The organism is Thioalkalivibrio sp. ALJ1, from assembly GCF_000745395.1.
Classification (GTDB): domain Bacteria; phylum Pseudomonadota; class Gammaproteobacteria; order Ectothiorhodospirales; family Ectothiorhodospiraceae; genus Thioalkalivibrio.
Map to the genome: position 1 here is coordinate 1,176,167 of NZ_KN050684.1, position 26,969 is coordinate 1,203,135.

Below are 26,969 nucleotides of genomic sequence, written 5' to 3' on the forward strand. Positions count from 1 at the left end.
CCTCGATCCTTTTATCGTGGTGGCTCATGTGCCACTGGCCAGTCGTTGGATCAGTGTCGCGTATTCGCGTTCCAGGCGTTTGGGCGACACCTTCTCGCGGGTGCCCAGCTCCTGGGCGAACTGCGAGACGCGAAACTCCTCGATGCGGTAGCGAAAGGCCAGCACGTCGGGGTGGTCCGGCGCGCGCGCGATCAGTTCCTGTGCCTGCTGCCACAGTGGCTCGACTGCCACACGTCGGGCGCGGTCCTTGTCCGGGGCCTGGGTCAGGCGTTCCAGACGCTTGTCGATCGCCTGCAGGTAGCGCGGCAGCTCGGGCAGCACGGCGTGCGGGGTGCGCAGCAGGAAATCGGCCGGGACCAGGGCGTCGAGCTGCTCGCGGATGTCGCGTGCGGCCTCGATCCAGGACAGCGGCAGATCCCCCTGCAGCCGGGTGCGCAGGTCGTGCCAGTGGCGCAGGATCTCGGCGGCCAGGCGCGAGAGTTCCATCACCGTCGGCGACAACTCGGGCAGGCTGGCCTCCAGGCGCTCTTGAAAGTTCTCGGCCTCGCGTGGCCACGGCTCGGCCAGGAACACGCGGTCGGCCGCGGCCTCCAGGATCTGGTCGCGCAGGGCCTCGCAGCTGCCGAGTGTCGAGTAGTTCAGGCAGGCGCGTTCGATCTCCGGGAGCTGGCGGCGCAGATCGCGGGCGGTCTTGCGCGCGCCCAGCAGGAACAGCCGGCGCAGCCCCGCGCGGTGGGCGCGCGCGGCCCGCGCCGGGTCCGGTTCCAGCTCCAGCGAGACGGCGTCACCGCGATCGACCAGAATCGGGAAGGCGCGCAGCTGCGCCCCCTGGTGATCGAATTCGACGCTCTCCGGCAGCACGCCGAAGTCCCATTCGGTGATCCCCTCGCGGGTGATCTCGTCCGGGCGGCTGGCGTCGAAATGGGCCTCGGCGCTGTCGCCCAGCCGGCGCTTCAGCGCGGCCAGGTCGCGGCCGCTGGCCTGCTCGCTGCCTTCCGGGTCGAGGATGCGGAAGCGCATCACCAGGTGTGGCTCCAGGTTCTCCGGGCGCCAGGCATCCAGCGGAATCTCGGTGCCGGTCATCGCGCGCAGGGCCTCGGCCAGCGCCGGGATCAGCGGGCCCTGGCGGTGTTCGATGCGCGCGAGCGCGGCCTGCGCGAAATCCGGCGCGGGCACGAACTGGCGGCGCAGGCCCTTGGGCAGGCTCTTCAATAGGCCGGTCACACGCTCCTCCAGCAGCCCCGGTACCAGCCAGTCGCCCAGCCAGTCGGGTACCGCATTCAGCGCCGCGATCGGGATGGTCACGGTCACGCCGTCGTCCGGCTGGCCCGGTTCGAAGCGGTAGGCCAGCGGCAGGCGCAGGCCCTCGAGCTCCAGGTGATCGGGGTAGGCCCCTTGCGGGAGTGCGGTGTCCGGCTCGTTCAGCAGCTCCGCGCGGTCGATCCGCAGGGCGTCGGGGTCCCGCTTCTCGGCCTTGCGCGCCCAGGTCTCGAAGCTCGTGCCGTCAGTGATCTCCGCCGGCAGGCGGGCGTCATAGAAGTCGAACAGCCGATCCTCTTCCACCAGCAGGTCGCGTCGGCGCCCGCGCGCCTCCTGCTCGGCGATCTCGGCCACCGCTTCGCGGTTGGCCTGCACCCCCTTGGAGCGGGTGCGCAGCTCGCCGCCGACCAGGCCCTCGCGGATCAGGATGCGCCGCGCCTCGGCCGGGTCGTGCCTGGCGAAGTCCACCGGCTTTTTCGGGGCGACGACCAGGCCGTACAGGGTGATACGGTCGAAGGCCCCGACGCGTCCGCTGCGGCGCTGGAAGTGCGGCTCGAAGATATGGTGCTTGAGCAGGTGCGCCGCCGCGGCCAGGATCCAGTCGGGCTGGATGCGGGCATTGTCGCGGGCGTAGACGCGGGTGGTCTCGGCGATCTCCGCGCTCATCACCCAGGCGGGTTTCTTTTTCGCCAGGACCGATCCGGGGTGGATCTGGAAGCGGCGGTTGCGCGCGCCGAGGTAGTCGCCGCGCTCGGTCTTCTGCCCGATCTGGCTGACCAGCCCGGTCAGCAGTGCGCGGTGCACGGGCTCGGCGTCGGCCGGTTGGTGGTTCGGCTTCAGGCCCATCTCGCGGGCTTGGCGCAGCAGCTGCACGCGCAGTTCCTGCCACTCGCGCATGCGCAGGAAGTTCAGGAAGTGCTCGCGGCACCAGCGTTTGAGCGCATTCGAGCCAAGGTCCTCGCGCGCGGTGTGCCAGGCCTCCCACAGCCGCAGCATGCCCATGAAGTCGGAGCCCTCGACCTGAAACTCGCGATGTGCCTGGTCCGCGGCCTGCGTGGCCTCCGCCGGGCGTTCGCGCGGGTCCTGCAGCGACAGGAAGGCGGCGATGGTCGCGGTCTCGGTCACGCAGCCGTGGTCGGCCCCGGCCAGCAGCATCGCGCCGTGGCGCGGGTCGATGGGCATACGCGCCAGCTGACGGCCGCGCGGGGTGATGCGCCCGCGCGCATCCACTGCGCCCAGCTCCTCCAGCAGGCGGTAGCCGTCCTTGACCAGGCGCGGGTCGGGCGGGTCCACGAACGGGAACTGGCGCGGCTGGCCGAGCTTCAGCGCGGCCATCTGCAGGATCACCGAGGCGAGGTTGGAGCGTTGGATCTCCGGGTCGGTGAACGGCGGGCGCAGGTTGTAGTCGTCCTCCGCGAACAGCCGGATGCAGATGCCGGGGCCCAATCGCCCGCAGCGCCCGGCGCGCTGGTCGCAGGCGGCCTGCGAGATCGGCTCCAGGCTCAGGCGCTGGACCCGCGAGCGCCAGGAGTAGCGCGAGACGCGGGCCAGCCCCGAGTCGATCACGAAGCGGATGCCGGGGACGGTCAGCGCAGTCTCGGCGACGTTGGTGGCGAGCACGATGCGCCGGCCCGAGTGCGACTGGAATACTCGCGACTGCTCGCGTGCGGACAGGCGCGCGTACAGTGCCAGGACCTCGGTGTCCGCGCGCACCTGGCCGCGCAGGGCCTTGTGGGCGTCGCGGATCTCGCGCTCGCCGGGCAGGAACACCAGGATGTCGCCGGGCCCGGCACGCTCGCATTCGGCGACCGCGTCGCGGATGCCGTCGAACAGGTCGCGCTCGCCGCGGCCGGCACCTTCGTCGTCGGCCGCGTCTTCCGGCTCGATCGGGCGGTAGCGCAGTTCCACCGGATAGGTGCGTCCGGCCACGGTCAGGATCGGGGCGTCGTCGAAGAACGCGGACAGCCGCTCCGGGTCCAGCGTCGCGGAGGTGATGATGATGCGCAGCTCCGGGCGCTTCTTCGACAGGCGCTTGAGCACGCCCATCAGGAAATCGATGTTCAGGCTGCGCTCGTGCGCCTCGTCGACGATCAGGGTGTCGTAGGCGCGCAGCTCCGGGTCATGCGCCAGCTCCGCCAGCAGCATGCCGTCGGTCATCAGCTTGACCCAGTTGTTCGGCCCGGTCTGGTCGGAGAAACGGACCTTGAAGCCGACGGTGGAGGTTGCGTCGCCCCCCAGCGTGGTGCCCAGCTCCTCGGCGATGCGGCTGGCGACCGAGCGCGCGGCGATGCGGCGCGGCTGGGTGTGGCCGATCAGCCCGGACTCCCCGCGCCCGGCCTCCAGGCACAGCTTGGGCAGCTGGGTGGTCTTGCCGGAGCCGGTCTCGCCGCACAGCACCAGCACCGGGTGTTCGCGGATCGCGGCGACAATCCGCTCGCGCTCGGCGTGGATCGGCAGGTCGCCAGCGTAGATGGGGTGCGGGCGCAGACGGGCGCGCTCGTCGCTGCTTACCTGGAGGTTGGCTCCCTCGGTGGTGGCCAGGCGTTCGGTGAGGGTGCGGGCCATGCGGTCGCACGGCTGCCCGCGCTTCTGGCGCTGGCGGGCTCGGCGCAGCAGGTCTGCAAGATCCTTGCGTTCGCGGCCGGCGGGCAGCGCCTCGATGCGGGCCGCGAGGGCTTCCAGATCCGGGGCGGGGGCCGGGTTCACGATCAGCCCTGGTAGCGCAGACGCAGGGCCTCGATGTTCTCCGTGCGCAGCCGCTCCAGTGCCTGGCGTACGCGCTCCTCGTCACTGAATGGGCCGAGGTAGACGCGATACCAAGTCTCGCCCTGGATCTCGACCTCGTGCACCTGCGGGTCCAGGCCGATCAGGGTCAGGCGAGCCTTCATCTCGTCGGCCTGCTCGAAGCGGCGGAACGATCCCGTCTGCAGTACCACCGGGTCGCCTTCGCTGGGCGATTCGGCGGGTGGCAGGGCAGGAGCGGCGGTGTCGCGTTCGGACTCCGGCACGCGAATCTCGTCCTCGGGCAGCAGCTCGTAGTAGCGGAAGCGGGGCTCTTCGTCCGAGGGCACCGTGTCGCGTTCCACCGTGGCGGGGACGGGTGGCATTGCGGCGGGCGTGCCGTCCGGGTCGCCAAACAACGCGCCGAGGTCGGGCGAACGGTCGGCCCCTTGCAGGTACAGGATGGCGGCAATCCCCAGCCCCAGACCCAGGCCGATCAGCATCCACACCCAGCCGGGTATCGGCCGGGAAGTCTTCCGCGGTGTGGGTTTGCGACGGGTCTTGCGCGCCTGGGCCATGGTTCTACATCCGTTCCGGGGCAGTGACGCCCAGCAGGCGCAGCCCGTTGCCCAGGACCTGCTTGATCCCGGTGATCAATGCCAGTCGGGCCGCGATGACCTCGGGGTCGTCGGCATTCAGGAACGGTACTGCGTTGTAATAGGTGTGGAAACCGGCGGCCAGATCGCGCAGGTACTGGGCGATCTGGTGTGGTTCGCAGGCCTCGGCCGCTGCCGCGATCACTTCAGGGAAGCGGTCGAGACGGTCCAGCAGGTCATCCTCCTGGGGTTCGGCCAGGCGGGTGCTGAGGCCTTGGGCCTCGGCGGTTGCCGGGGCGTGGCCGCGCTCGGCGGCGGTACGCAGCACGCTCGCGATGCGCGCGTGGGCGTACTGGATGTAGTACATCGGGTTGTCGTTGGACTGCGACTTGGCGAGATCCAGGTCGAAGTCCAGGTGCTGGTCGCAGCGGCGCTGTACATAGAAGAAGCGTGCGGCATCCGAGCCAACCTCGTCGCGCAGCTCGCGCAGGGTCACGAACTGCCCGGCGCGGGTGGACATCGGCAGGCGTTCGCCGCCGCGGTAGAGGATCGCGAACTGCACCAGCAGCACGTCGAGGCGGTCGGCCTCCAGGCCCAGGGCCTGCAGCGCGGCGCGCACGCGCGGGACGTAGCCGTGGTGGTCGGCGCCCCAGATGTTGATCACGCGTTCGAAGCCGCGCTGGAACTTCTCGCGGTGGTAGGCGATGTCGGAGGCGAAGTATGTGTAGTCGCCATTCTCGCGGCGTACCACGCGGTCCTTGTCGTCGCCGTATTCGGTGGAGCGGAACCACAGCGCCCCGTCCTGCTCGTACAGGGCACCGCGGTTTTGCAGCTCGTCCACCGCGGCGTCGATCGCGCCGGCGTCGGCCAGGCTGCGCTCGGAGAACCAGCACTGGTATTCGACGCCGAACTCGCGCAGGTCGTCGCGGATGTCTTCGAGGATCGCGTTCAGGCCGCAGTCGAAGACGCTGCGGTAGAGGTCTTCTCCCAGCAGTTCGCGGGCGCGGGCGATCACGGCGTCGATGAAGACTTCCTTGTCACCTCCAGCGGGTTCGTCCGCTGGCAGGTCGCGGGTGATGGCCTCGGCCGGGTGCACGCCTTGCTCGCCGATCTGTGCGGTCAGGGTGTCGGCCACCGGGTAGATGTAGTCGCCCTGGTAGCCGTTGGCCGGGAACGGCACGTCCACGCCGTGGCGTTCCAGGTAACGCAGCCAGACGCTGGCCGCGAGGATGTTCATCTGCCGCCCGGCATCGTTCACGTAATACTCGCGGGTGACATCGAAGCCGCAGAAATCCAGCAGGTCCGCGACCGTCGCCCCGAAGGCCGCACCGCGGCCATGTCCGACATGCAATGGGCCGGTGGGGTTGGCGGAGACAAATTCGACCTGGATGGGTCGGCCACCGCCCACGCTGGAGCGCCCGAAGTCGGCGCCCTGGGTCGCGATGCGGCCGAGCACGAGCGTGCGGGCATCCGCGGCCAGGCGGAAGTTGATGAACCCCGGCCCGGCGATCTCGGTGGCGGCGAGGCCGGGCACGGTCGGCATCGCCGCGCTAAGGGCCTCGGCCAGATCCCGCGGCTTTGATTTCGCCGGGCGCGCGAGCTGCATCGCCAGGTTGCTGGCAAAGTCGCCGTGCTCGCGGTCGCGCGCGCGGGTGACCTGAACCTCGACGCCATGATCGGCGGGCACGCGGCCATCGGCTACCAGGGTCTCCAGGGCGGCCGCGAGGGCCTCGGTGAGGGTGTCTTTCAAGAGGGGCTCGTTCCGTCGTGTAAAAAGGGCCGCATTCTAACCCGTAAGTCCGGGGCGTGCCGCCCCTCGCGAGGCTCAGGCGAGGGAGACCGGGTCGATGTCGATCGCGATGCGGATACTGCGCGGGAAGTCGTCGGCCTGCCAGGCATGGCGCGCCCGGTGCAGACCCTCGTGAAGCGGACCGCGGCGGGTGGACTGCAGCAGGATCTGTTCGCGGAAACGGCGATTGACGCGGTGGCGCGGCGCAGGGGCAGGACCCAGCACGCGGAGGCCATCGGTGGCCGTGTCGCGCAGGTGGGTGGCGATGCGCTCGGCATGGCGCCGGGAGGTGTCAGCATCGCCGGCCTCGACCCGTACCAGGGCCAGGTGGCCGTGCGGGGGCATCTCGGCGGCGGCGCGCTCCTCCAGCAGGGGCGCGACCATGGCCGGGTAGTCCTCGGCATCGAGGCCGCGGATCAAGGGGTGATCGGGGTGTCCGGTCTGCAGTATCACACGCCCGCCGCCGGAGCCGCGGCCCGCCCGCCCCGCGGCCTGGACGATCAGCTGCAGGGTGTTTTCGGTCGCTCGCAGATCGACGCTGAACAAGCCCTGGTCGACGTCGATCACGCCCACCAGGCCCACCTGCGGGAAGTCGTGGCCCTTGGCCAGCATCTGGGTGCCGACCACGATGGCGGCGTCGAGCTGGCGGATGCGATCCAGGGCCTCCTCCAGCGCCCCCTTGTGGCGAATGCTGTCCCGGTCCAGTCGGATCAGCGGAGTCTCCGGGAAATGGCGGGCCAGGGCCAGTTCCAGACGCTGGGTGCCCAGGCCGCGCTGGGCCAGCGCTTCGCCGCATTCCGGGCAGCGCTGGGGGCGCGGCTCCTGGTGGCCGCAGAGGTGGCAGACGGCGCGTGGGTTGTGCGCGTGGACGGTCAGGCGCGCATCGCAGTCGGGGCACTCGGCGACCCAGCCGCAGGCGTCGCAGGCCAGAACCCGCGCGAAGCCGCGGCGGTTGAGTAGCAGGAAGCACTGATGTCCGGCCGCGAGGGTCTGCGTCATAGCATCCAGCAGTGGGGCGGTCAGGCCTTCGTCCGGGGTGTGCACGCGGGTGTCAATGCTTTCGACCATGGGCGGGCGGGTGCCGTCCGGGCGGCTGGCCAAGCGGGCGTGGGCGTAGCGCCCGGTAGTGGCCGCATGCAGGGTCTCGAGGGTGGGAGTGGCGGAGCCGAGGACCACCGGGGTCTGTTCCAGCTGGCCGCGCTTGATGGCCAGATCGCGGGCGTTGTAGCGGAATCCGTCCTGCTGCTTAAAGGCGCTGTCATGCTCCTCGTCGACGATGATCAGGCCGAGGTCGGGCAGGGGCGTGAACAGCGCGGACCGGGTGCCGACCACAATGCGCCGCTGGCCGTGGCGCGCGGCCTCCCAGGCGCGCAGTCGTTCGCCTTCGGCCAGGCCCGAATGGAGCAGCGCCACCTGACCCGGAAAGCGCTGCTGGATGCGTGCACTCAGCTGTGGTGTCAGCGCGATCTCGGGGATAAGGAACAGAACCTGACGCCCCGTGGCGAGGACCTGCTCGGCCATCCGGAGATAGACCTCGGTCTTGCCGCTGCCGGTCACGCCTTCCAGTAGCAGTGGTGTCGCGGCGTCGAGACTCAGGGCGTCGACGGCCGCTTGTTGTTCCGTCGTCAGGGCGTGGTCGCTGGCGTTCGGTGGCGGTGGGTGTTGCGGGTCGGGTGTGATGCCTTCCAGCCAGTTGCGTTCGGCGAGCGCTCGCAGTTCCTTTGGCGTGAGCTGCAGGCCGGTGGCCGCGGCCAGGGTGGCGCGGTCCAGCGCCGGGGCAGCCTCCAGGCTGCGGAGGATCGCTTGCTGGCGCCGTCCGCGCACGGTGCCACCGGACAGCGCGTCGCGGCCCTCGGGAGTGAGGCGCCAGAGCGTCTCCGGCGTCAGACTGGGAAGGGGGTCGCCGTGGCGCACGGCCGGTGGCAGGGCCCCGAGCAGGGCCTCCCCCAGCGGGTGGTGGTAATAGCGGGCCCCGAATGACAGGAGCTCGAGCAAATGGGGTCCAAGAAGCGGATGCGCCTCCGGCACATCGCGGATGGCGCGTAGCCGACTTCTCGGCACGTCGCTGGTCGTGGCCAGCTCCACCACCAGCCCGATCGTGGCGCCGCGTCCGAAGTGGACGCGCACCCTTTGTCCGGGCGCGAGCGATAGGTCCTCGGGGATGCGGTAGTCGAACAGCTGGTCCAGCGGGCGATCCAGCGCAATGCGGGCGATTCGGGGCGCGGCAGGCATGCGCACAGTCTACTGCGTTGGGTGCCATGGCGGGACAAGGGCCGTATCCGGGAGGCGCAGTGTGTTATCCACAAAAGCTGTGGATAAGTCTGTGGGTGAATCTGCTCGGTGGGGCTTAAATGCTTGTTCGTGCTGGGGCGATGCTGGATTGGCCAAAAATCAACCAGAACCTTTTTATTTATTAAAAACAGTAATTTAATGGAAAAACATGAAACCGTGTGCACGCTGTGTGTGCTAACCGGGATCTTTTCCCCCATCCTGTGGGCAGTCTGTACAGGGTGTGTACAGATAAACCGCTGGCGTGGTCCTTTCCTCCGGCCCTGACAACAAAAAACCCGGCACCGTTAAACGGTAGGCCGGGTTTCATTTGCGGACCCGGGAACCGGGCTCGCTGCTGGGGCTGACGGGCTAGCCGAGCGCCTTCACCGAGGCCACCAGTTCGGCGGCCACTTTCTGGCCGTCGCCGTACAGCATCTGGTTGTTGTCGGCATAGAACAGGTGGTTCTCGATACCCGAGAAACCGGAACCCTTGCCGCGCTTCACGCAGATGACGTTCTGGGCCTGGTCGGCGTTCAGAATCGGCATGCCGTAGATCGGGGAGTCCGGGTTGGTCCGGGCCACCGGATTCACGACGTCGTTCGCGCCGATCACCATGGCGACATCCGCAGTCTTGAACTCCTCGTTGATCTCGTCGAGGTCGAAGATGATGTCATAGGGCACGCCGGCCTCGGCCAGCAGCACATTCATGTGCCCGGGCATGCGGCCCGCGACCGGGTGGATCGCGAACTTCACGTCCACGCCACGCTTCTGCAGCAGCTGGGTGAACTCCCAGATCTTGTGCTGTGCCTGCGCCACGGCCATGCCGTAGCCCGGCACAATGATCACTTTCTCGGCGTAGGCCATCATGATCCCGGCGTCGTTGGCCTGGATCTCCTTCATGGTGCCTTCGATCGCCTCTTCCGCGCCGCCGCTGGACCCACCGAACTGGCTGAAGAGGATGTTGCTGATTGGGCGGTTCATCGCCTTGGCCATCAGCTGGGTCAGCAGCGTACCGGCCGCACCGACCACGATACCGGCAATCATCAGCGCCGGGTTGTCGAGGACGATACCCTTCAGACCAACTGCAAGGCCGGTCAGGGCGTTGTACAGCGAGATGACTACCGGCATGTCAGCGCCGCCAATCGGCAGGGTCATGAGCACGCCAAAGGCCAGCGACAGGACGAAGAACAGCAGCAGCGTGGCCGAACCAATCTCGCCGCCGCCGGTTGCCAGCATGAAGCCGAGGATAACGGTGATCGCAAAGATCGCGATGTTCACCACCTGCTGGCCGCCGAAGGTGAAGGTCTTCTTCATCAGACCCTGCAGCTTGGCGTAGGCCACCAGCGAGCCGGAGAAGGCCACCGAGCCGATCAGCGAGCCGGTCACGGCGATCGCCAGGCCGGTGTTGCTGACCGTTTCCGGGGTTGCCTGCAGCAGGTAGATCGCACCGATACCGGCTGCGGCACCGCCGCCCATGCCGTTGTACAGCGCGATCATTTGCGGCATGTCGGTCATCGCGACCTTCTTGCCGCTCCACCAGGCGAGGCCGCCACCAATGACGATACCCAGGATGATCAGGGTGTAGTTCACGCCGCCGGAAATCTCCGGATGCACGAAGGTCACGAGCGTGGCGATCACCATGCCCACGCCGGCCCAGATGATGCCCGGCCGCGCGGTGGTCGGCGAAGACATCTGTTTGAGGCCGACGATGAACAGGACCGCCGCCGCAAAGTAGGCGAGGTTGATGATCATGCTCATGCGTTATCTCCCTTCTTGTCGTCCTTCTTGCTGGTCTTGAACATCTCCAGCATACGTTCAGTGACGACGTAGCCACCCACGGCGTTACCCGCGGCCAGGATCACGGCGACAAAGCCGATGGCCTGTTCCAGTGGGGTCGTGGCATGGCCAAGTGCGACCATGGTCCCGACCAGCACGATGCCGTGGACGAAGTTGGAACCGGACATCAGCGGGGTATGCAGGATGACCGGTACCTTGGAGATGATCTCGTAGCCGGTGAAGGCCGCGAGCATGAAGATGTACAGCGCGATAAAGCCTTCGATGATCATGATTTCGCTCCCTTGAGGGCCTCGCGGGTGGCCTCGTGCACGATCTCGCCGTCGCGCGTCAGCACGCTCTTGGCGATGACTTCGTCATCCCAGTCCGGCTTGAACTCGCCGCCTTCGGCGATCATCGGCGTGAGGAAATTGAGCAGGTTCTTGGCGTACATCTCGGAGGCGTGCAGCGGGACCTGCGAGGGCACGTTCAGCGGTGCGTGAATGACCACGCCCTTGGTTCGGCTGGTCTTGCCCGGCTTGGACAGCTCACAGTTGCCGCCGCCCTCGGCCGCCAGGTCGATGATCACAGCGCCCGGCTTCATGCCCTCGACCATTTCCTTGGGGATCAGCTTGGGCGCATCGCGACCGGGGATCGCAGCGGTGGTGATCAGCACGTCCGCCTTGGCGATGTACTCGCCCAGGGCGTCCTGTTGCTGCTTTTTCTCTTCTTCGGTGAGTTCGCGGGCGTAGCCCCCCTCGCCCTCGGCGGAGACGCCGAGATCCAGGAACTTCGCACCCAGCGATTCGACCTGCTCCTTGGTGGCGGAGCGCACGTCATAGGCCTCGACCATCGCACCCAGGCGCTTGGCGGTCGCGATCGCCTGCAGACCGGCCACGCCAGCACCAATCACGATGACCTTAGCCGGGCGGATGGTGCCGGCCGCGGTGGTCAGCATCGGGAAGAAGCGGCAGGAGAGATCCGAGCCCATGATCGCGCCCTTGTAGCCGACCACGGCGGCCTGAGAGGACAGCACGTCCATGCTCTGGGCGCGCGAGATGCGGGGGATCAGTTCCATCGCGAAGCTCAGAATCTTGCGCTCCTGCATCGCCTTGACCACGTCCGGGTTGCGGTGGGCGTGGAACAGGCTGACCACGGTCGAGCCTTCCGGCAGCTGGTTCACTTCTTCAACCGTCGGCGGTGCCACGCGAACCATCAGGTCCGACTGGCCGTAAGCGGTCTCGGTATCGACTACGGTCGCCTTCTCGTAGGCCGCATCCGGAAACTGGGCATTGGAGCCGGCACCCTTCTCCAGCTGCACGGTGACGCCCAGATCGCTGAACTTGGCCGCTACCGACGGATCCAGGGCCACGCGGCGCTCGCCGCTGGCGGACTCCTTGGGAACGGATAATTTGATTGCCATGCGCTCTCTCCCCGGGCCAAACGTCCGCGTACTCCTTACCGGACGATCAGCCGCGCTCGCGGGTGGTGAAATCGGATGCTGCACGCTCGAACCGAGCCATGCCGCACAAAAAACGACCCGCGAGTGTAGCGGAATCAGCCTGGCGCTTAAACCGTGTCCACAGCGTCCGGGGGGCTATGCCGGGCCCAGCGAACCTTCGATACCGCGGGTCATGGTGTTGTAATTGCTTTGTTCTTCAGGGCTGTTTATTGTCAGACGAGCACCGAAGGAGGCATCGATTTGTTCACTCGCCGGTCACCGAGCGAGACGCGTGAGCAAATCCGTGTTTCCTTGAAACGGGACGAGGTCATGTTGCCGACCGAGCATCAAGTCCTGCGCACGGATGCTGCGGGTATGCCGCTGGAGTGGATCGGCCTGGAGCAGGCCGTGCGCCTCTATTACACCGAGCAGGTGGCCTACACCTGTGGGAGTCCGCTTTATCGCATGCGCGGCGGTATCAACGCGCGAACCGGGCTGCAATCAAGGGTCGAAGTCAACTCGATCATCGCTACGCACGGCACCCGTCAGTCCCGCTTCAACGATTACATCCCCCCGCTCAACAACACCACACTCTTCCGCCGCGACGCCCACCTGTGTCTCTACTGTGGCAATTCCTTCCGCGAGTGTGACCTGTCCCGCGACCATGTCACGCCGATCAGCCAGAACGGTGAGGACACCTGGAACAACGTCGTGACGGCTTGCAAGCGCTGCAACAACCACAAGGCCGGGTTCACGCCAGAGGAGGCGGGCATGCAGTTGCTGGCGATCCCATTCACGCCCACCCATGCGGAGTACATCTTCCTCAAGGGCAAGCGCGTACTGGCCGACCAGATGGAATTCCTGCAGGCCCACTTCCCGCGCACAAGCCCGCTGCGGGGACGTGTAGGCCACCTCTGCACGGATCGTGCGTCTACGCTCGAGTCGCTTTTACGTGCGAATAAGGCGCGTTGACTGCCGAGCAGTCATCCTGCTCAAGGGAGCCACAACGCCGCGCCCTGCCCCCCCCCCCGAAACAGGGGGCAACAACGCGGACGTGCGATTCGCGCAGAGGTGCCCTTGGTCATCGCGCGCTATCCTGAGCCCGTTCCGGGCTGAACCAATTCGGTCCGGTGAGACTCCGAACGGAGTCGACTCCCCCTATTGTCTGCAAGGAGCCCCATGAAGTACTTCGGAGAAGCGGATTATCGCCACGGCCAGGCGCGCGGTGTCGGTGTGTTATTGACTAATCTCGGCACGCCGGACGAACCCACTGCCCCTGCGCTGCGCCGCTACCTGAAGGAGTTCCTTTGGGACCCGCGTGTGGTCGAGGTGCCACGGCCCATCTGGTGGCTGATCCTGAACGGCGTGATTCTGAATATCCGTCCCAAGCGTTCCGCGGCCAAGTACGCCACCGTCTGGACGGATGAGGGTTCGCCGCTGCTGGCGATCTCGAAACGCCAGGCCGAAGGCGTGCGCCAGCGCCTGGCCGAACAGGTCGGTGAGGTCCCGGTCGCGCTGGGTATGCGCTACGGCAACCCGTCGATTGCCGCCGGTCTCGACGAGCTGCGGCGCCAGGGCGTGCGTCGAGTGGTGGTCCTGCCGCTTTATCCGCAGTACTCGGGCAGTACCAATGGCTCCACCTTCGATGCCGTCGCCGACGTGCTGAAGGGCTGGCGCTGGGTGCCGGACCTGCAGTTCATCGCCGCCTACGACGCCGAGCCCGGTTACATCGAGGCGCTGGCCAACAGCGTTCGCGAGCACTGGAATGAACAGGGTCAGGCCGATCGCCTGGTGATGTCCTTCCACGGTATCCCCAAGCGCTACCTGCTCAAGGGCGATCCCTACCATTGCCTTTGCCATGCCACCGGGCACAAGCTGGCGCAGGCGCTGGGGCTGAACGACGATCAGTGGCAGGTGACCTTCCAGTCGCGTTTCGGTCGCGAGGAATGGCTGCAGCCCTATACCGACAAGACCATGGAGGCGCTGCCGGGGCAGGGCGTGCGGTCGGTGGACGTGATCTGCCCCGGTTTCTCCGCGGACTGCCTCGAGACCATCGAGGAGATCGGCGACGAGAATCGCGAAATCTTCCAGGAAGCCGGTGGCGAACGCTTCCACTACATCCCGGCCCTGAACGACCGCGCGGATCACCTCGATTTCCTGGCCGGGCTGCTGCGCCAGCACCTGACGCCGTGGCTCAACGATCCGGACAACGCCCCCGAGGCGCGCGCCGCCGCCCGCGAGCGAGCGCTCGCGCTGGGCGCCAAACAGTAACGTGGTGAAGGCCGGGGCGATGGACGGACCCGTGATGGTCGAACGGGATGCGGATGCGTTGGAGATCGGCGCCGTGATCATTGGCGACGAACTGCTCAGCGGCAAGCGCCGCGACCGCCATCAAGCCCATCTGACCGAGGCGCTTGCCGAGAAGGGCCTGGAGCTGTCGTGGATCCGGATCGTGGGTGACAGCGCCCGCCTGCTGACGCGGACCTTCCACGAGACCCTGGCAAGCGGCGCCGAGGTGTTCAGCTTCGGCGGTATCGGCGCGACCCCGGACGATCGCACCCGTGCCTGCCTGGCCGAAGCGCTGGGACGACCGCTCCAGCGTCATCCGGAGTTTGTTGATCTGCTGGAACGCCGCTTCGGGGACGAGGCTTATCCGCATCGCATCCGCATGGCCGAGCTGCCAGAAGGTGCCAGCCTGATACCCAACCCGATCAACGGTGTGCCAGGGTTCAGCTGCGAGCGGCATCATTGCGTGCCCGGATTCCCCTCCATGGCCGAGCCCATGGCGCGCTGGGTACTGGACCAGCGCTTCCCCCAGCGCAACGCGGAAGCGGGTTCAGTGGAAGAGAGCCTGATCTTGCAGAACACCACCGAGAGCTCCCTGGTGCCGGTGCTTGAGGCCATGGAGGCCGCATTCCCGGACCTGCGCATCTCCTGTCTGCCCCGAATGGACCGCACCGCGCCGCGGGTCGAGTTGGGCGTGCGTGGCCCCCGCGCCCGCGTCACCGAGGCCCACGCGCGGCTACGCCAGTCCTTGATCGAGGCGGGCTTCTTGACCCACTAGGTCCCAGCGGCCGCGGGCTCCGGTTCTGGCTGCACTTGTCATTATAAGCCTCGCAGTTTCGGGTTAGCGTGCCCCGTCCTGGGGCGTGTTCGCCCGTGCGTGATGCACGTGACCCGCGTCGGCTCGTGGATCCCTTTTTTCCTCTACCTCGGCGTCCCTCTAGAAACAGCACCTTAAACCCCTTTCTCGATGCCCCTTGGGCATTGGCATGGATGCTGCAACCACTTCAGGGCGTAAGAACACGTCAGAACAAGTTGAGTGGTGGCGTGACAGATCAATCCATTGGGCAAGACCTGATGGCCTCGAGGGAAGGGGTTTCGAATGACAAATAAGACGGTGCCAGTAGCAGACGAGCCGGTGGAGACCGCTCCTTCCGCGCCCGACAATACGACTGCGACGGCCCAGGCCACGGATGCCGCGCCTGCGTCGGAGGAAGTCCCTCGAGCGGGCAGTTCCTCGCTTGGCGAGGCGGGTGACTCGTCTATCGGCGAGCGCCTCAAGGTATTAGGCGGTACCTGGTGGGCACGCTACAGCGTCCGGGCGATCTCGGTTCTGGTGCTAATCGGTCTTTGGCATCTGGCCTCGGTCAATGACTTCCGTCTGCTCCTCAACTTCGAGAATGTCCCTAGACCCGGTGTTGTGGGTGCGGTGCTGCTGGATCTGTTGTCTTCCGACATCTTCTATCGACATGTCGGTGCCAGCGTCGAGCGGGTCGCGATCGCCTTCGGGTTGGCTACGATCTCCGGCATCGCGCTTGGCGTTTTCATGGGTCGTAACCGTTTTGTGGAGGATGTGTTCTCGCCTTATGTAGAAATCTTCCGGCCCATTCCGGCGGTGGCCTGGATTCCGCTGGCGATCCTGATGCTCCCCACAGAACAGAGCAGCATCATCTTTATCACCTTTCTCGGGGCATTTTTTCCGATCGTGCTGAACACCATGCACGGGGTGGATCAGACGCCCAAGGATCTCGTGCGGGCCGCCCGTGCTTTGGGGGCCTCCAGTACCTCGATCTTGATCCATGTCGTCCTGCCGGCGGCCTTGCCCAGCATCGTGGCGGGTATGGCGATCGGCATGGGCATCGCATGGTTCTCGCTGCTAGCGGGCGAGATCATCAGTGGCCAGTACGGCATCGGCTACTTCACTTGGAGCTCCTACTCACTGGTTCAGTACCCGCAGATCATTGTCGGGATGGTGACGATCGGCCTCCTTGGAACTCTGTCCACGCTGTTGGTGCGCTATGGCGCCCGGCCGTTCCTGCGCTGGCAGCGTTAGGAAGTCGACCCAATTTCGAACCATGTAAGCAACGGGATCGCGCAATGAGAATTGGAAACCTTTGGGCCTTCGGTGAGGGGCCATCACGCAAGAAATCTGCACCCGGTGGGACGCTGGCGGGTCGCCCCGAGGCGGGCCGAGTCCAGATCTCCGATGTGTCCATCGAGTTCAATACCAATGGGCGCCGAAATCTAGCGGTGGATGGCGCGAACCTGGAGATCGAACCGGGCGAATTCATCTGCCTCCTAGGACCTTCGGGTTGCGGCAAATCGACCCTGATGAATGCGGTGGCCGGATTCGTCGCGCCGACGGCAGGGCGTGTCGAAGTCGATGGTAAACGGGTTCGTGGACCGGGTCCGGAACGCGGCATGGTGTTCCAGCAGCACTCGTTGTTCCCTTGGAAAAGTGTCCGCAAGAACGTCGCCTTTGGCCCCCGGATGGCCGGGCACTCCAGAACCGAGTCCGACAGTATCGCGCGCACCTTTCTCGGGATGGTGGGCCTTTCGGCCTATGGCAACCACTTTCCGGCGCAATTGTCCGGGGGTATGCAGCAGCGGGTCGGCATCGCGCGCGCCCTGGCGAACTACCCCGACGTGTTGCTGATGGATGAGCCGTTTGGGGCGCTGGATGCCCAGACCCGAGCGATGATGCAGCAAAACCTGGTGGATCTGCGTCAGGAGTTTCACACCACCATCGTGTTCGTTACGCATGACATCGAGGAGGCCGTGTTCCTGGCGGACCGGATCATCGTGATGAGCGCCAGTCCGGGACGGTTAATCAAGGATATTCGTGTCGACATCCCGCACCCGCGTACCCACGAGGTGGTGACCGAGCCCCGATTCGTCGAGCTGAAAAAACAGTGCCTGGACCTGATTCGGGCTGAGACGACACGGGCATTCGAACAGCAGGGGCAGTCGGTCTAGAGCCAAATGGGCACGGATCCGTTTACTCCTCATTACTTGTTATGATAGGATAGTACATATGCTGGATATACACCGCCAAATAGGGCTTGCAAGCACGGTACCTCCGCGTCCCGTTAGCCGGTCCGGCGGATCCAGACCGCTCTACGGCTGGGTCCGCGACAGCCTGCGCCGCGAGATCCTTCAGGGTGTGCGCGCGCCAAACGAGCGCCTGGCCACTGAAAAAGAGTTGATTGAGGCCTTCGGGGTCAGCCGAATCACGGTGCGTCGAGCGCTTCGCGAGTTGTGTGCCGAAGGCCTGGTGGTGACGGCGCAGGGGCGTGGAATCTTCGTCGCCCGGCCGAGGGTCAGCCAGGAGCTGCGGCGCATGGAGGCCTTCGGCGAGACGGTGACCAGCCAGATCGGCGAGGCCGATGTGCGCCTGCTTTCCATGCAGGAGATGACCCCGCCTTCGCGGGTGGCGCGTGAGCTGGGCTTGGCGCCCAACGACTCGGTTACCCGCATTCGCCAGGTGCAGTATTTGCGCTCACAGCCGGTGATGGTCAGCGAGAGTTTTCTGCCCCTGGCCATCGGTCGGCGGGTATTTAGCCGGGACCTGACGGTGGACACCTTGTCCGTTCTCAAGAATCGCCTGGGTCTCGGGGTGCGGAGTGCCCGTATCGAAATCGAGGCCTGTCACCCGGAGCCTGAGGTCCAGAAAGCGCTGGCGCTTTCGGTGGAGGCCCCTGTCCTGAAACTCACCCGTGTCTTTCTCGACCGCAGCGGTCGTGCCTTTGACGTGGAGTGCCTGTCGTTCCGCGAAGACACCTTCAACTGCAAGTTCCGTACGGATCCCAATGAGGAGTACCTATGAAAGTCAACGAAATCAAAACAGTCGAGATGGATGTCCTGGTGATCGGCGGCGGGACCGGCGGGCCGCTGGCGGCGGTGACGGTCAAGGAGGAAAACCCCGACCTGAGCGTGATGCTGCTGGAAAAGGCCAACGTGAAACGCTCCGGCGCCATCTCCATGGGGATGGATGGCCTGAACAACGCCATCATCCCGGGCCGGGCCACGCCCGAGCAGTATGTAAAGGAGATCACCACGGCGAATGACGGCATCGTCCATCAGAAGGCGGTCCTGGCCTATGCCGAGCGTTCCTACGACATGATCCAGAAGCTGGACTCCTGGGGGGTGCACTTCCAGAAGGACGAGACCGGCGATTACGACGTGAAGAAGGTCCATCACATGGGGAGCTACGTGCTGCCCATGCCCGAGGGCCACAACGTCAAGAAGATCCTATATCGACGCCTGCGCCGTAACCGGGTCAAGGTGGAAAATCGCTATCAGGCCACCCGCCTGTTGAAGGATCGCGACGGCAAGATCGCCGGGGCCTTCGCGGTGAACACTCGCACCTCCGAGCCGCTGCTGATCCGCGCCAAGGCCGTGATCATGGCGACCGGCGCCGCGGGACGCCTGGGCCTGCCGACCTCCGGTTATCTGTACGGCACCTACGAGAACCCGACCAATGTGGGCGAGGGGCATGCGATGGCCTACCACGCCGGCGCCGACCTGGCGAACCTGGAGTGTTACCAGATCAACCCGTTGCTGAAGGACTACAACGGTCCGGCCTGTGCCTACGTGACCGGCCCGCTGGGCGGCTACACGGCGAATGCCCAGGGCGAGCGCTTCATCGAGTGCGACTACTGGTCGGGCCAGATGATGCTGGAGTTCTACCGCGAGCTGGAAGGGGGCAAGGGCCCGGTCTACCTGAAGGTGGATCACCTCGCCGAGGAGACCATCCAGGAGATCGAGACGGTTCTGCATACCAACGAACGCCCGTCGCGAGAACGCTTCCATGCCGGGCGCGGTACCAACTATCGCGAGCACATGCTGGAGATGCACATCTCCGAGGTTGGTTTCTGTAGCGGCCACTCGGCTTCCGGGGTGTGGATCAACGAACACGGCGAGACCACGGTGCCGGGCCTTTATGCGGCCGGGGACATGGGCTCGGTGCCGCACAGTTACATGCTGGGCGCGTTCGTGTACGGCCAGATCTGCGGCGAGAGCGCGACGCGTTACGTCAGCGACTGGACCGACGCACCACTGGACGAGTCGTTGATTGCGGCGGAACTCGAACGAGTGATGGCACCGCTGAACGCGGAGGACGGCATTCCGCCGGAGCAGATGGAGTACAAGGTGCGCCGCCTGGTGAACGACTACCTGCAGCCGCCCAAGGTCACCAAGAAGATGGAGATCGGGCTCAGCCGCATCCTGCAAGTGCGCGAGGACCTGGCCAAGCTCCACGCGCGGGATCCCCACGAACTGCTGCGTGCCCTCGAGGTGCATGCGATTGTCGACTGCGCCGAGATGGCGGCGCGCGCCTCGATGGCGCGCAAGGAATCCCGCTGGGGGCTGTACCACTACTCCATCGACTACCCCGAGCGCGACGACGAGAACTGGTTCTGTCACAGCCGACTGTACAAGGGCGAGGACGGGGCAATGCGTACCGGTACGCGTGCGGTGGATCCCTACATCATCCCGCTGGACGACGACGAGCTGTCGGCCTACCAGTCCATGCGGATCGAAAACACCGATGAAGTCCCGGCTGAATAAAGGGGAAGTGACATGCCTGTAGCCAACCACAAGACGACCGTCCCGGTGGTGGTCGATGAAGAGAAGTGCATCGCCGACAAGGGGTGCCGGGTCTGCATCGACGTCTGCCCGCTGGATGTCCTGCTGATCGACGAGGTCACGGGCAAGGCCCATATGCATTACGACGAATGTTGGTACTGCATGCCTTGCGAGAAAGACTGCCCGACCGACGCAGTCACTGTGAACATTCCGTATCTGCTGAGCTGAAGGTGAACCTGATGAGCGAATATGACGATCCTGAACTGCAGGACATTGCCGACAAGCTGGGCTCCGACGACGTGGAGATGCGCCGCGTCGGGGTCCTGGCCCTGGTGGACAGTGCGGAGCCCGAAGCGGCCGACCTGTTGACCCAGGCCCTGAAAGACCCCGACCCCTCGGTCCGCCGAGAGGCGGCCAAGGTCGTCGACGAGTTTGAGTCGGCCGATATTGCCGATGCCCTGCTCGCGGCGCTCAGCGATAGCGACGAGGCGGTACGTAATGCCGCCGCCCACGCCTTGGCGGACCTGAAAGACACCGACGCGGCCCAGCCGTTGCTGGATGCCCTGAAGGGCAGCGACGACCCATTCGTCATTATCGGTGTGCTCGGGGCACTCAAGCCCATGCGGCTCGCCGAGAGCTGCGAACCCGCCCTGGCCATGCTGCAACATTCCGATGCGGGGGTGCGCCGTGAGGCGGTCTCTGTGCTCGGGTGGTTGCGGTCGCCGGCCAATCTTCCGGTGTTGATGGAGCGAGCCCGCGAGGATTCCGACCCGGATGTTCGGCGGGTGGCGGTGAGTGCCCTGTCGTACGGCGATCCCGACTCCGTTGTGGATGCGTTGCTGAGTGGCCTGCGAGACGAAAACTGGCAGGTTCGAACCGAGGCGGCCTCCATGATCGGCAAGCTGCGCCTGCGCGCCGCACTCCAGAGCCTGATCGAGGCGACCCGCGACGCCTTCTGGCAGGTGCGCGAGAAGGCCGTGGAGGCGCTGGGCACCCTGGGTGATCCGAAGGCGGTCGAGGCGGTGGGTGTTTGCACCGATGACCCGGTGTCGAATCTGCGCAAGGCCGCGGTCGGCGCGCTGGGCGAGATCGGTGACGCCCGGGCCAGCGCGTATGTGGAAAGCGCCCTGGACGACCCCGACCCCGATGTCCGCAAGACCGCCCTGTGGGCCCAGTCGAAATTGCGCGTGGCGAGCTGATTCGCCGCGCGTGTTTCCCCGAGTGTTCCCTGCAGCCGAACGGAGACGACCGTGACCTACGTAGTGAATGAAAACTGTATCCGGTGCAAGTACACCGATTGTGTCGAGGTGTGCCCGGCGGACTGCTTCCACGAGGGTCCCAACATGCTGGTGATCGACCCGGTGGAGTGCATCGACTGTGACCTGTGTGTGCCGGAATGTCCGCCCGAGGCAATCCAGCCAGAAGGCGAGCTGACCGAGGATCAAAAACACCTCCTCGACTTGAATGCCGAGCTGGCGGCCATCTGGCCGGTAATAACGTCGGCAAAGGACCCGCTGCCCGACGCGGAAGAGTGGATCGAGCGCACGGGCAAGTTGGCCGAGCTGGAGCGCTGAGTCATTATGTCGCATCTTGTCATTACAAGCTGGGTAACGCGCGGCGCCTTTTTGGGGGCGTGGCTGACCGGCGTGGCCACCCTGCTCGGGGCGCGTCCGGTGGACGACCCGGACAACCCCCTGTTGTGGCCGCCGGTCACCACCCTGGTGATCGAGGAGACCGTGCTCGCGGAACTCGCCCGAACCTGTCCTGTGGAAGGCGGCCCGATGGCCGCCGGAGGTAGCGCGTAATGAGCATGCAACCGCCCGACGAGATCCGTCTGCAGGGGCAGACCGGCGAGGTTCAGTTTTGCTGGTCGTCCGGCGAGGTCACCTGCAAACGCTTCGAGGCATTGCGCCTGGCCTGTCGCTGTGCCCATTGCACCGTGGCGCGGCGCAGGGACGAGCCGGTAACGGATGCCACCCAGATAGACGTGGTCGACATCGTTCCGTTCGGGGTCAGCGGGGTGCGTTTCGTGTTCTCCGATGGTCACGAGCAGGGCATCTATCCGTGGCGCTATCTGTGGGAGATCAGCAGCGCCCGGGCCCCGGCCCATTCAATCAATGATGGAAACACAACCCGACTCGAATCTGGGAGGTAGACCCCATGGCAGCCTGTGACCCACAAGAAGTGCTGAGCGTGCACCACTGGAATGACACGTTGTTCAGCTTCAAGACCACGCGCGATCCGGGCCTGCGCTTCGAGAACGGCCATTTCGTGATGATCGGCCTCGAGGTGGAGGGCAAGCCCTTGCTGCGGGCCTACAGCATCGTGAGCCCGAACCACGAGGAATACCTCGAGTTCCTGAGCATCAAGGTGCCGGATGGTCCATTGACCTCGCGTCTGCAGCACATAAACGAGGGCGACCAGCTCCTGGTAAGCCGCAAGGCCACCGGCACGCTGGTGATCCACGATTTGCTGCCGGGCAAGAACCTGTATCTGTTCGGTACGGGTACCGGACTTGCGCCCTACATGAGCATCATCCGCGATCCGGAGACCTACGAGCGCTTTGAGAAAGTGATCCTGGTCCACGGTGTCCGCTTCAAGAGCGAGCTGGCCTACCAGGAATACCTGACCGAGGAGCTCCCGAACCACGAATACCTCGGCGAGCTCGCGCAGGAGCAGTTGCTCTACTACCCAACGGTCACGCGCGAGGACTTCGTTCATAAGGGCCGCATCACGGACCTCATCGAGAACGGCAAGATGGCCGAAGACCTCGGTCTGCCGCAGCTCGACCCGAAACAGGACCGCGCCATGATCTGTGGCAGCCCGGCGATGCTCGAGGACCTGTCGAACCTGCTGGATCAGATGGGCTTCACCGCTTCGCCCAAGACGGGTGTACCGGGTGAGTACGTGATCGAGCGGGCCTTTGTCGAGCAGTAATCCGGCGGCGCCGACTGATCGGGAGATCACCATGGAACGCGAGCAGATCGAGATGGATGTGGTCATCGTCGGTGCGGGGCCTGCGGGTCTCGCGGCCGCGATCCGGCTGCGCCAGTTGGCGCAGGACCAGGGCCGGGACGACCTCTCGGTCTGCGTACTGGAAAAGGGGCCCGAGGTCGGGGCGCACATTTTTTCCGGTGCGGTGATCGATCCGCGCTCACTGGACGAGTTGATTCCCGACTGGCGCGATCTAGGAGCGCCGTTAAAAACGCCTGCCGTCGACGATCACTTCCTGTTGCTGCGCGAGCATGGAAGCCTGCGACTGCCCACCCCGGCTGCATTGCGCAACGAGGGCCACTATGTGGGCTCGTTGGGCAACCTGTGCCGCTGGCTGGGCGAGCAGGCGGAGGCACTGGGGGTGGACATCTACCCGGGCTTCGCGGCGGCCGAGGTGCTGTACGACGAACAGGGTTCCGTGCGGGGCGTTGCCACTGCGGAGACCGGCTTGCAGCCGGACGGTACGCCCGGCCCGCAGCACGAGCCCGGTGTGGAGATCGTGGCCGGGCGAACCCTGCTGGCGGAGGGCTGCCGTGGATCGTTGAGCCAGCAGGTGATTGCTGCCTACGAACTGGATCGAGATGCCGATCCGCAGACCTACGGGATTGGCGTCAAGGAGGTCTGGGAAGTGGATGAATCCGTCCACCGGCCGGGCACCGTGGTGCATACGGTCGGCTGGCCCCTGGACGCCCGGACCTACGGCGGAGGCTTCCTGTATCACTTCGACGAGCGCCGCGTTTCTGTGGGGTTCGTGATTGGGCTCGATTACACCAACCCGAACCTCTCGCCTTACCAGGAGATGCAGCGGTTCAAGACCCATCCGGAGATTCGCCGCCATCTCGAGGGCGGTCGCCGCCTGTCTTATGGTGCGCGGGCCTTGGTCGAAGGAGGGGTGCAGTCCTGCCCCAAGCTGGAATTCCCGGGCGGGATGCTGATGGGGGATGCCGCGGGCCTGCTGAACGTGGCGCGCATCAAGGGCACCCACACCGCAATGAAGTCCGGGATGCTGGCGGCGGAGGCGGTGTTCGAGCATTGGGCGAACGCATCCGAGCCGGCGGTGGCTACTGGCGTGGACCGGGTGTTGGCGGATTCCTGGGTCTGGTCCGAGCTTCGGCGCGCGCGCAATATCCGCCCCGCCTTTGCCCGCTGGGGATTGTGGGGCGGGCTGGCGTATGCCGCCGCAGACACCTACCTGTTCGGTGGCCGTGCGCCATGGACGTTCTCCCAGCACGCGGATCACGACCAGTTACAGCGCCAGTCGGAGGCCTCGCCGATCGAATATCCGGCGCCGGACGGGGAGCTCACGTTCCCGTTGTTGTCGTCGGTGCACCTTTCGAACACCAACCATGACGAGCATCAGCCCTGCCATCTGCGGTTGCGTGATCCCGACGTCCCCATCCAGGTAAACCTGGCCGAATTCGGGGCGCCGGAGACACGCTACTGCCCGGCCGGGGTGTACGAGATTGTCGATGGCGACCAGGGGCCGCGCCTGCAGATCAACGCAGCCAACTGCGTGCACTGCAAGACCTGCGACATCAAGGACCCCACCCAGAATATCCAGTGGCAGGTACCGCAAGGCGGTGAGGGCCCGATTTATTCGGGCATGTAGGCCGCATTGAGGCCGATTGCCGGGCCGCAAAGTCAACGGGAGTGAATGCGATGAAAGTACTGGTCGGCGTAAAACGCGTGATCGATTACAACGTGAATATCCGCGTGAAGTCGGATGGTAGCGGTGTCGAGACGGAAAATGTCCGGATGTCCGCCAATCCCTTCGACGAGATTGCGCTGGAGGAGGCCGTACGCCTGAAAGAGGCTGGTATCTGCAGCGAATTGCTGGCGGTGACTGTGGGTGACGAGGCCAGTCAGGAGGTTCTGCGCAGCGCCCTGGCAATGGGCGCGGATCGCGCGATCCGGATCGATGTGCCGGAATCGCCTCAGCCCCTGAACGTGGCCGCGTTGCTGGCCGCGGTCGCGCGCGAGGAAGCGGTCGACCTGGTGCTTCTTGGCAAGCAGGCGATCGACGATGACGCCAACCAGACCGGGCAGATGACCGCTGCATTGCTCGGCTGGCCCCAGGGTACCTTCGCATCCGAGTTGACCATCGAAGAGGGCCGGGCGCGGGTAGCACGCGAGATCGATGGCGGGCAGCAGACCGTTGAACTGGACCTGCCTGCCGTGGTGACAGCGGACCTGCGACTCAACGAGCCCCGGTTCGTGAAGCTGCCAGCGATGATGAAGGCGAAGAAACGTCCCATCGAGGAGCGCACGCCCGAGGCCCTGGGCGTGGATATGCGTCCGCGGGTGGAGCGGGTCAAGGTTTCCGAGCCCGTTCCCCGCGAGGCGGGTGTGAAGGTCGCGGACGTGGACGAACTGCTGGACAAGCTACGCAACGAAGCGGGGGTGATCTGAGATGACGAACACGATACTGGTTGTAGCGGAGACGGCAGGGGAGACACTGGCCGCCAGCACCTTGTCCACCCTGACGGCCGCCCGCGAACTGCACGGTCCCATCGACGTCCTGGTAGCGGGGGCACGCCCCGCGGCGGCGGCCGAAAGCCTCGCCTCGATGGCCGGAGTCCGCCGTGTGCTGCTCGCCGAGGCGCCCCATCTGGCAGGCGGCCTTGCTGAAGATCTTTCCGGGGTGGTGGCGGGACATGTCGAGCACTACAGTCATGTGCTGGCGCCCGCGACCACGTTCGGGAAAAACCTGCTCCCCCGGGTGGCGGCGCTGGTCGACATCCAGATGGTCTCGGATGTCACCGTGATCCAGGACGCGGAGACGTTCGTGCACCCGATCTACGCGGGCAATGCCAACGAAACCTTGCGGGTGCTGGAGCCGCACAAGTTGTTGACCATACGCCCGACTGCGTTCGCCAAAGAGGTGGTGGGCGGCGGTGAGGCCCAACTGGAACGCATTGAGGTCGGTGAGACCCAGGCCCAGTCCCGCGAGGTCGAACTCCAACTCGACGAGTCGGACCGGCCGCAACTGGAATCCTCCGGGATCGTTGTGTCCGGGGGGCGAGCCTTCGGCAGCCTGGAGAAATTCCGTCTGCTGGAGGAGCTGGCAGCGGATCTGAACGCCGCCGTGGGCGCCTCGCGTGCAGCCGTGGATGCCGGTTATGCCCCCAACGACTGCCAGGTGGGACAGACCGGCAAGGTGGTCGCACCGGAGCTATACATTGCGGTGGGTATCTCCGGCGCCATTCAGCACCTCGCAGGCATGACCGGATCCAAGGTCATCGTCGCCATCAACAAGGATCCGGATGCCCCAATCTTCGGCGTGGCCGACTACGGCCTGGTCGGCGACCTGTTCGATATCCTGCCGGAGTTTCACGAGAAGATTCGGCAGCTGCGAAGCGAGGCCAAGCCAGAACTCGCCGAGGGTTGATGTCGGTACCGGCCGGCCCGGAGGGTGGGTGTCCCTGTATGCCTGCCAGCCGGGCGCACCGGCTAGGTGCGCCTCTTCTGACCGAAGCCCTTACGGCAGGCGACGCCGTTCACGTATCTCGGTACCCAAAGCGAGCGCGAACCGACTGTGCCCTGACCCGACTGGACGCCAGATCAGGTACATTCATGAACAGGTCGTCGGCCACGTCGACTGAATGGCTGGAGGGGCAAGCGTGAATTCCCTGGACGCACAGATCGTTCGCCTGTTGGTCGCGGATGGACGCGTGTCATTCGCCGAGATCGCACGCCAGTTGGGTGTGAGTCGTGCGCATGTGCAGCACCGGGTGCAGCAACTTCAGGATGAAGGGGTCATCGAGAAGTTCGCCGCGATCGTGGACCCGGAAAAGTTCGGCAAGTCGGTTTCCGCCTTTCTGGACATTAAGGTAGTCCCCAAGGGTCTGGAGAAAGTGGCCCGACATCTGGCCGAGCAGCCCGAAGTGGTCAGTCTCTACATCATGACCGACATGCGCAGCCTGCACGTCCATGTACTCGTGGATTCCTATGACGATCTCTACAGCCTGATTCAATCACAGGTTTCCACGCAGCCGGATGTCTCGAGTGTCGAGAGCCAGACACTCCTGAAGCGGATCAAGAACCGCCGCGGTGGCGCCCGCCTGTAATCTGCCTCCCAGTCCTGAGTGCTATAAGAACAGTGTTCCCAGATTGTTTCTTCGGCCGGTTGTGTTGCTGCGCTCGAATGGTGCGCTTTGCACCACATTGGACGCACGCCTTCACTTGACCGAACTCGACAAAAGAGCTTTTTGGTTGTTTCTTCCCAACCGAAACTCGTCCGGCTGCCATTCCGTGC

At 65.5% G+C, this 26,969-nt stretch carries 24 protein-coding genes; 17 read left to right on the forward strand and 7 right to left on the reverse strand.

All coding sequences use genetic code 11. The features are described 5' to 3' along the window. Positions 1-24 precede the first annotated feature (24 nt). From hrpA to F462_RS07860, 7 genes are all read right to left on the reverse strand, one after another. The gene (hrpA, locus tag F462_RS07830; RefSeq protein ID WP_038053056.1) at positions 25-3,966 is read right to left on the reverse strand and encodes an ATP-dependent RNA helicase HrpA; all 3,942 of its coding nucleotides are present in this window, start codon (positions 3,964-3,966) and stop codon (positions 25-27) included. Between the two features lie 2 nt (positions 3,967-3,968). Further along, positions 3,969-4,559: an SPOR domain-containing protein gene (locus F462_RS07835; protein ID WP_038053058.1), complete on the reverse strand. Its 591-nt coding sequence runs from the start codon at positions 4,557-4,559 to the stop codon at positions 3,969-3,971. A gap of 4 nt (positions 4,560-4,563) precedes the next feature. Then, positions 4,564-6,327 (reverse strand): arginine--tRNA ligase, encoded by a 1,764-nt coding sequence (argS, locus tag F462_RS07840; protein ID WP_038053060.1) that lies wholly within the window; start codon positions 6,325-6,327, stop codon positions 4,564-4,566. 75 nt (positions 6,328-6,402) lie between these two features. Then, entirely contained in the window at positions 6,403-8,598 is a 2,196-nt protein-coding gene (locus tag F462_RS07845) for a primosomal protein N' (protein WP_038053062.1), read from the reverse strand. 408 nt (positions 8,599-9,006) lie between these two features. Continuing rightward, entirely contained in the window at positions 9,007-10,395 is a 1,389-nt protein-coding gene (locus F462_RS07850; protein WP_018874018.1) for an NAD(P)(+) transhydrogenase (Re/Si-specific) subunit beta, read from the reverse strand. Continuing rightward, positions 10,392-10,703, reverse strand: coding sequence for an NAD(P) transhydrogenase subunit alpha part 2 (locus tag F462_RS07855; RefSeq protein WP_017942675.1), 312 nt, complete (start codon positions 10,701-10,703; stop codon positions 10,392-10,394). The genes F462_RS07850 and F462_RS07855 overlap by 4 nt, the downstream gene beginning before the upstream one ends. After that, positions 10,700-11,833 carry an NAD(P) transhydrogenase subunit alpha gene (locus F462_RS07860; protein ID WP_018874017.1) on the reverse strand — a complete coding sequence of 378 codons (1,134 nt, stop codon included), beginning with the start codon at positions 11,831-11,833 and terminating at the stop codon, positions 10,700-10,702. The genes F462_RS07855 and F462_RS07860 overlap by 4 nt, the downstream gene beginning before the upstream one ends. A gap of 348 nt (positions 11,834-12,181) precedes the next feature. On the opposite strand from F462_RS07860, the gene F462_RS07865 reads away from it, so the two are divergent. The 17 genes from F462_RS07865 to F462_RS07945 all read left to right on the forward strand — a co-directional run bounded on the left by F462_RS07865 (position 12,182) and on the right by F462_RS07945 (position 26,781). Continuing rightward, complete coding sequence (locus F462_RS07865; protein ID WP_018874016.1) at positions 12,182-12,823, forward strand: HNH endonuclease; 642 nt, start codon at positions 12,182-12,184, stop codon at positions 12,821-12,823. Positions 12,824-13,030: 207 nt separating this feature from the next. After that, complete coding sequence (hemH, locus tag F462_RS07870; protein ID WP_018141505.1) at positions 13,031-14,122, forward strand: ferrochelatase; 1,092 nt, start codon at positions 13,031-13,033, stop codon at positions 14,120-14,122. Positions 14,123-14,141: 19 nt separating this feature from the next. Continuing rightward, positions 14,142-14,915: a competence/damage-inducible protein A gene (locus F462_RS07875; protein ID WP_371180495.1), complete on the forward strand. Its 774-nt coding sequence runs from the start codon at positions 14,142-14,144 to the stop codon at positions 14,913-14,915. A 321-nt stretch (positions 14,916-15,236) separates the two neighbouring features. Then, complete coding sequence (locus tag F462_RS07880; RefSeq protein ID WP_038053064.1) at positions 15,237-16,187, forward strand: ABC transporter permease; 951 nt, start codon at positions 15,237-15,239, stop codon at positions 16,185-16,187. Positions 16,188-16,231: 44 nt separating this feature from the next. After that, positions 16,232-17,110: an ABC transporter ATP-binding protein gene (locus tag F462_RS07885; protein WP_018141508.1), complete on the forward strand. Its 879-nt coding sequence runs from the start codon at positions 16,232-16,234 to the stop codon at positions 17,108-17,110. 58 nt (positions 17,111-17,168) lie between these two features. Next, a complete protein-coding gene (locus F462_RS07890) occupies positions 17,169-17,960 on the forward strand; it encodes a GntR family transcriptional regulator (RefSeq protein ID WP_081610840.1) in 792 nt (263 codons plus the stop codon). Beyond that, positions 17,957-19,702, forward strand: coding sequence for a fumarate reductase/succinate dehydrogenase flavoprotein subunit (locus F462_RS07895; RefSeq protein ID WP_038053068.1), 1,746 nt, complete (start codon positions 17,957-17,959; stop codon positions 19,700-19,702). The genes F462_RS07890 and F462_RS07895 overlap by 4 nt, the downstream gene beginning before the upstream one ends. 12 nt (positions 19,703-19,714) lie before the next feature. Then, on the forward strand, positions 19,715-19,948 hold the full coding sequence (locus F462_RS07900) for a 4Fe-4S dicluster domain-containing protein (RefSeq protein ID WP_017942684.1): 234 nt from the start codon (positions 19,715-19,717) through the stop codon (positions 19,946-19,948). Between the two features lie 11 nt (positions 19,949-19,959). After that, on the forward strand, positions 19,960-20,919 hold the full coding sequence (locus F462_RS07905) for a HEAT repeat domain-containing protein (RefSeq protein WP_038054904.1): 960 nt from the start codon (positions 19,960-19,962) through the stop codon (positions 20,917-20,919). Between the two features lie 51 nt (positions 20,920-20,970). Next, positions 20,971-21,294, forward strand: coding sequence for a ferredoxin FdxA (gene fdxA, locus F462_RS07910; protein ID WP_018141512.1), 324 nt, complete (start codon positions 20,971-20,973; stop codon positions 21,292-21,294). Between the two features lie 6 nt (positions 21,295-21,300). Continuing rightward, positions 21,301-21,525, forward strand: coding sequence for a hypothetical protein (locus tag F462_RS07915; protein ID WP_018175198.1), 225 nt, complete (start codon positions 21,301-21,303; stop codon positions 21,523-21,525). Continuing rightward, complete coding sequence (locus tag F462_RS07920) at positions 21,525-21,875, forward strand: DUF971 domain-containing protein (protein ID WP_038053069.1); 351 nt, start codon at positions 21,525-21,527, stop codon at positions 21,873-21,875. Before F462_RS07915 ends, F462_RS07920 begins: the two co-directional genes overlap by 1 nt. 5 nt (positions 21,876-21,880) lie before the next feature. Further along, entirely contained in the window at positions 21,881-22,657 is a 777-nt protein-coding gene (locus F462_RS07925; protein ID WP_038053072.1) for a ferredoxin--NADP reductase, read from the forward strand. A gap of 31 nt (positions 22,658-22,688) precedes the next feature. Further along, positions 22,689-24,323: an electron transfer flavoprotein-ubiquinone oxidoreductase gene (locus F462_RS07930; protein WP_038053075.1), complete on the forward strand. Its 1,635-nt coding sequence runs from the start codon at positions 22,689-22,691 to the stop codon at positions 24,321-24,323. A 50-nt stretch (positions 24,324-24,373) separates the two neighbouring features. Beyond that, positions 24,374-25,123, forward strand: a complete 750-nt coding sequence (locus F462_RS07935; protein ID WP_018865562.1) for an electron transfer flavoprotein subunit beta/FixA family protein — start codon at positions 24,374-24,376, stop codon at positions 25,121-25,123. 1 nt (position 25,124) lies between these two features. Then, positions 25,125-26,102 carry an electron transfer flavoprotein subunit alpha/FixB family protein gene (locus F462_RS07940; protein ID WP_038053077.1) on the forward strand — a complete coding sequence of 326 codons (978 nt, stop codon included), beginning with the start codon at positions 25,125-25,127 and terminating at the stop codon, positions 26,100-26,102. Between the two features lie 232 nt (positions 26,103-26,334). Then, positions 26,335-26,781 carry an Lrp/AsnC family transcriptional regulator gene (locus F462_RS07945; protein WP_038053081.1) on the forward strand — a complete coding sequence of 149 codons (447 nt, stop codon included), beginning with the start codon at positions 26,335-26,337 and terminating at the stop codon, positions 26,779-26,781. Positions 26,782-26,969: the final 188 nt, after the last annotated feature.